Origin of the sequence: Stenotrophomonas sp. GD03777 (assembly GCF_029842485.1) — a bacterium.
Lineage (GTDB): Bacteria > Pseudomonadota > Gammaproteobacteria > Xanthomonadales > Xanthomonadaceae > Stenotrophomonas > Stenotrophomonas sepilia.
Map to the genome: position 1 here is coordinate 1 of NZ_JAOCGL010000165.1, position 5,372 is coordinate 5,372.

At 67.5% G+C, this 5,372-nt stretch carries 7 protein-coding genes; 5 read left to right on the top strand and 2 right to left on the bottom strand.

Annotation, left to right across the window (positions count from 1 at the left end):
* Both accB and accC read left to right on the top strand, forming a co-directional pair.
* Window positions 1-255 (top strand): acetyl-CoA carboxylase biotin carboxyl carrier protein (gene accB / locus N5E02_RS19880; RefSeq protein WP_279946658.1); only part of this gene is annotated, 255 nt, incomplete at its 5' end.
* A 10-nt stretch (window positions 256-265) separates the two neighbouring features.
* Entirely contained in the window at window positions 266-1,633 is a 1,368-nt protein-coding gene (gene accC, locus N5E02_RS19885; protein WP_065178826.1) for an acetyl-CoA carboxylase biotin carboxylase subunit, read from the top strand.
* Window positions 1,634-1,766: 133 nt separating this feature from the next.
* Here the strand turns inward: accC and N5E02_RS19890 are convergent, their stop codons facing one another.
* Both N5E02_RS19890 and N5E02_RS19895 read right to left on the bottom strand, forming a co-directional pair.
* Window positions 1,767-2,141 carry a hypothetical protein gene (locus tag N5E02_RS19890; protein ID WP_005419699.1) on the bottom strand — a complete coding sequence of 125 codons (375 nt, stop codon included), beginning with the start codon at window positions 2,139-2,141 and terminating at the stop codon, window positions 1,767-1,769.
* A complete protein-coding gene (locus N5E02_RS19895) occupies window positions 2,138-3,103 on the bottom strand; it encodes a hypothetical protein (RefSeq protein WP_065178827.1) in 966 nt (321 codons plus the stop codon). Before N5E02_RS19895 ends, N5E02_RS19890 begins: the two co-directional genes overlap by 4 nt.
* 164 nt (window positions 3,104-3,267) lie before the next feature.
* On the opposite strand from N5E02_RS19895, the gene prmA reads away from it, so the two are divergent.
* The 3 genes from prmA to fis all read left to right on the top strand — a co-directional run.
* Complete coding sequence (gene prmA, locus N5E02_RS19900) at window positions 3,268-4,188, top strand: 50S ribosomal protein L11 methyltransferase (protein ID WP_065186334.1); 921 nt, start codon at window positions 3,268-3,270, stop codon at window positions 4,186-4,188.
* 42 nt (window positions 4,189-4,230) lie between these two features.
* Window positions 4,231-4,998 carry a DUF3426 domain-containing protein gene (locus tag N5E02_RS19905; protein ID WP_065186304.1) on the top strand — a complete coding sequence of 256 codons (768 nt, stop codon included), beginning with the start codon at window positions 4,231-4,233 and terminating at the stop codon, window positions 4,996-4,998.
* A gap of 115 nt (window positions 4,999-5,113) precedes the next feature.
* On the top strand, window positions 5,114-5,372 hold a 259-nt coding region (fis, locus tag N5E02_RS19910; protein ID WP_279946659.1), incomplete at its 3' end, for a DNA-binding transcriptional regulator Fis.

Genomic DNA, 5,372 nt, shown 5'->3' on the forward strand with positions numbered 1-5,372 from the left:
CCGGGCCCGGCGCTGCCGGAAGGCCACGTGCTGCGCTCGCCGATGGTCGGCACCTTCTATGCCTCGTCCGCCCCGGACAAGCCGGCCTTCGTCACCGTGGGCCAGCAGGTCAAGGAAGGCGAAACCCTGGCCATCATCGAAGCGATGAAGATGTTCAACCCGATCGAAGCCGACACGTCCGGCACCATCGTCGCCATCCTCGGCGAGAACGGCCAGCCGGTGGAGTTCGACCAGCCGCTGTTCGTGATCGGCTGAGGGGCGCGCCATGCTCGACAAAGTCGTCATCGCCAACCGAGGGGAGATCGCGCTGCGCATCCTGCGCGCGTGCCACACCCTCGGCATCCGCACGGTGGCCGTGCACTCCACGGTCGACCGCAACCTCAAGCACGTGGCCATGGCCGACGAGTCGGTCTGCATCGGTCCGGCGCCGTCGCCGCAGAGCTACCTCAACATCCCGGCACTGATCGCCGCTGCTGAAGTCACCGACGCCCAGGCCATCCACCCGGGCTACGGCTTCCTGTCGGAGAACGCCGACTTCGCCGAGCGCGTGGAAGAGTCTGGCTTCATCTTCATCGGCCCCAAGGCTGACACCATCCGCATGATGGGTGACAAGGTCGAAGCCATCCGCGCGATGAAGGCCGCTGGCGTGCCGTGCGTGCCCGGCTCGGGCGGCCCGCTGGGCGACGACATCGTCGCCAACACCAAGATCGCCCGTGAGATCGGTTATCCGGTCATCATCAAGGCGGCCGGCGGCGGTGGTGGCCGTGGCATGCGCGTCGTGCACGCCGAAGCCTCGCTGAAGACCTCGATCGAAACCACCAAGAGCGAGGCCAAGGCCGCGTTCGGCAATGGCGAGGTCTACATGGAGAAGTTCCTGGAGAACCCGCGCCACGTGGAGATCCAGGTGCTGGCCGACGGCCAGGGCAACGCCATCCACCTCGGCGAACGCGACTGCTCGATGCAGCGCCGCCACCAGAAGGTGGTGGAAGAAGCACCGGCACCGGGCATCACCGCCGAACAGCGCGAGCAGATCGGCAAGGTGTGCGTGGAAGCCTGCATCCGCATCGGTTATCGCGGCGCCGGCACCTTCGAATTCCTGTACGAGGACGGCCGCTTCTACTTCATCGAAATGAACACCCGCATCCAGGTGGAGCATCCGGTCACCGAAATGGTCACCGGCATCGACCTGGTGGCCGAGCAGCTGAAGATCGCCGCTGGCCAGAAGCTGTCGATCAAGCAGAGCGACGTGGTACTGACCGGCCATGCCATCGAGTGCCGCATCAACGCCGAAGATGCTGAGACCTTCGTGCCGAGCCCGGGCACCATCACCGGCTTCCATCCGCCGGGCGGCCCCGGCGTGCGCGTGGATACCCACATCTACAGTGGCTATCGCGTGCCGTCCAACTACGACTCGATGATCGGCAAGCTGATCGTGCACGGCCCGGACCGCGAAACCGCCATCGCCCGCATGCGGGTGGCGCTGAGCGAGATGGTGGTCGATGGCATCAAGACCAACATCGCCCTGCAGCAGCGGATCATGCGCGACAAGGGCTTCCAGGCCGGTGGACAGAACATCCACTACCTGGAAAAGCGCCTTGCCGAACGCAAGAACAAGCCGATCGCGCTGACCTGATCGTCACCCGATGCTGGACATGGAAAGGGCGGGGATATTCCCGCCCTTTCCTGTTTTCCTTCCGGCAGCGCCGAGCCGTTCCCGGCTTGCGGGCGAGTGCAGCCGAGCATGGCTCGGCTCTACTGATGCGGCCTCAGCGCGCGTCCGCCGCGGTCGCCGGAATCTGCGAATTGGCCAGCGGCCGCACGCCATTGGGCGAGGTCGGATCGACGATCACCATGGTCTCGGTCGAGCCATCCGGCCAAACTACCTGGAAGGTGCTGCCAGCCGGCAGTGAAGCGAACGGCATGCCCGTCTGCGCGCGATAGACCGCAGCGACCTGGCTGGCGCCGGCGCGGCGCACGTCTTCCTGCGCCTTCACCGTGGTCAGTTCCACCTTCGACAGATGCCGGTACCGATCCTCGTAGGTATCGATCATCAGCAGGCCGACCGCACCGGCAGAGTAGGCCACGAACAGCGCCACCCAGAACCAGAACTTGGCCCCATGCAGGAATCGACGGTAATTCATCGCCCGTCCCTCTTTCCAATCAATCGCTTGATCCATTCCTTCATTTTCCCAGCACCTTGCCGCGATACCGCAGCGTCATACACGAAATCCCGGAAATCCTGCGCTCCATCCTGCGAACAGATCCCTCCGTTCGCACAAAAACTGTTGACCAGCACGCTGTCCGCTCCACACGGTAGACCGAGTTCGCAGGCCGCAAGCCGCCATGCAAGCTCACTGAGCTGTTCGCCCGCCACCAGGCCGTCGAGTGCGCTGTCACCGGCGGCACGCACGCCCATGCCCGGCGCGATCGCCATATAGGCCTCCGGGTCACGCGAAGTGCGCACGCGCTCGACCAGGTCGCGGCGGTACTCGGCACTGTCATGCAACGGCTCACCCTCGGCGAACAACGATGCTTCTGCGGCCAGGTTGCCCTGCGCGGCCGCCTTGCGGCGTTCGGCCAGCACCAGCGCAGCGCCCAGCTTGTCGCCCGGAACGAAGCCGCCACACCGCTGCGCCACGCGCTCGCGGGCCTCGATCATCGCCGGCGCCGCGGTCAGGCCCAACCCGCTCAACACGTTGTTGTCCAGGCGGTAGCCACCCGGATCGAGTGCGTACTGCGCGCAATAGTCGTACACGCGGCTGAGCATCCAGCGCGCTTCATGGTTACCTGTATCGGCCTGCACGCGCAGTCGCTGGGCGTAGGCGTACAGATCGCTGGCGTCTTCGATGTCGGCGCGGAGGTCCAGCGGCAGGCCCGACGGCAGCGTGTTGCCGCGCTCGACGGTGGCCAGCCGGCGCGCCAGGGCTTCCGGCACCACCGGCAACGCCGCTCCGCTGTCGCGGCTGGCCACGACGGTCGGCAGGTCCGGCGACGGTGATGCCACGCCCGCCGCATGGCCGCTGGCCCGGTACCCGGCCACGCCCAGCACGGCCACCGCCGGCAGCACGAGCAACCAGGTTTTCAGGGTCGGGGCGAAGGCCATCGGCGGCGGTGAGCGTTCACGGCGCACAGGAAAGTGACGAGTTTAGCAAGGCCCGGCAGGCCTGTCTGAACTGCCCCCGTTCATCTCAAGGTGGCATCTCACGCGATACGGAGACGCTCCGATGGTCTAGCATGGCCCCCTTTCCCGTGATTGCCCCCACCGCCATGCCGTTCCTGGAACTGACCCTGCGCTGCACCGAAGCCACCCAGCCCCGCTATGAAAATGCGCTGGAGGACGTCGGCGCACTGGCTGTGACCCTGCTCGATGCCGAAGCCGACACCAGCAACGAACAGGCCATCCTCGAACCCGGCGTGGGTGAAACGCCGCTGTGGGACACCCTGGTGCTGAGCGCACTGTTCCCCGCCGACAGCAATGCACTTTTGCTGCTGGCCGCGCTGGAATCGTTCGATCCGGAACTGGACTGGAGCAACGGCAGCTTCCGCGCCGTCGAGGATGAAGACTGGGAACGCGCCTGGCTGGACCAGTTCCAGCCGATGGATTTCGGCAGCCGTACCTGGATCGTGCCGTGGAACCATGAACTGCCGGACGCCGCGCAGGCCGCCGATGCCGCCGTGGTGCGGCTGGACCCGGGCCTGGCCTTCGGCTCGGGCACCCACCCGACCACCGCCCTGTGCCTGCGCTGGCTGGACCAGCTGGCCGTGGACGGCCAGTTGCAGGGCCAGCGCGTGCTCGACTTCGGCTGCGGCTCGGGCATCCTCGCCCTGGCCGCGCTGAAGCTGGGTGCCGCCGAAGCGGTCGGCGTGGACAACGATCCACAGGCGCTGGTCGCCACCGCCGACAATGCCGAGCGCAACGGCGAGCAGGCACGCATGCACGTGTACCTGCCGCAGGACGAGCCGGTCGCCACCTACCCGATCGTGGTCGCCAACATCCTTGCCTCGGCACTGGACGCGTTGGCCGAGCTGCTGGCCGCGCGCGTCGCTGCCGGCGGCCGCATCGCCCTGTCCGGCATCCTGCATGGCCAGGAAGGCGAACTGCTGCAGCGCTACGCCGCGTGGTTCAACGACCTGCAGGCGACCCAGGATGGCGACTGGATGCGCATCACCGGCGTACGCCGCGCCTGATCGTGATTGAATGACCGCTGGATCCGAGCCCGCACCCTGAGCATGTCCGAGCCGAACCCGCCGCGCCGCCCCTTGGCCACCTTCCTGCGCCCCGCGTCGGAAGGCGAGGCTGCACCTGCGACCGATTCACGCACGCCCGACCCGGCGATGGATGACATCCCGCCAGCCCAAGCCCGCACCCCCCTCGAAGCGGCGCCGCCACCGATGGCGGAAACGCGACAGTGCGATGACATCGTCAACCCCGACGAAGCGGCCGTGATCGAACCCGTCCTTGCCGCTCCGGCTCCGCAGGCCGTGGCCGGAGATGCACCCAGTTTCCTGGGCACCTCGCGGCCACGCGCACTGCCGACGCCACGCTGGCACTGGGGGCTGGTCGCCGGACTGGCACTGCTGCTGGTCCTGCAGAGCGTGCTGGCCGATCGTGCGCGACTGGCCGCCGACGCCGGCAACCGCGCCTGGCTGGGCGCACTGTGCGGCGTATTGCGCTGCAGCCTGCCGGCCTGGCATGACCCCACCGCGTTCACCATGACCAGCCGCGAGATCCGCCCCGTGCCGGGCCAGGCGGGCGTACTGCAGGTGCAGGCCAGCATCCGCAACGATGCGCGCTGGGCACAGGCCTGGCCGGATCTGCGCCTGTCGCTGTCTGACGCCGATGGCCGGGTGATCGGCAGCGGCGTGTTCGCACCGGCGCAGTACCTCGGCGAGAACCCCGGCGCGGCCGTGCTGGAACCTGGCCAGAGTGCACGCATTGCGTTCCGCGTGCAGGAACCCGCCGCATCCACCGTCGCATTCACCTTCGACTTCCTCTGAGCAGGATAGAGGCGACCAGCCGTGGCAGGTCGGGCACGCTCGCGCTAGACTGGCCGCCACCACCTCGTCCGGCCGCGCGCTCCGCGCGCACGGGCCAACCGAATCGGGAACCCCCTTGAACGCTGTCCTCTCTCGTCCTGACAACAGTCGTGGCGCTCCCCGGCCACCGCTGCGTGAACACGTCGCCCAGTCCGTGCGCCGCTACCTGCGTGACCTTGATGGCTGCGACGCGGACGATGTCTACGAGATCGTGCTGCGCGAGATGGAAATCCCGCTGTTCGTGGAAGTGCTCAACCACTGCGAAGGCAACCAGAGCCGCGCCGCGGCGATGCTGGGCATCCACCGCGCCACCCTGCGCAAGAAGCTGAAGGAAT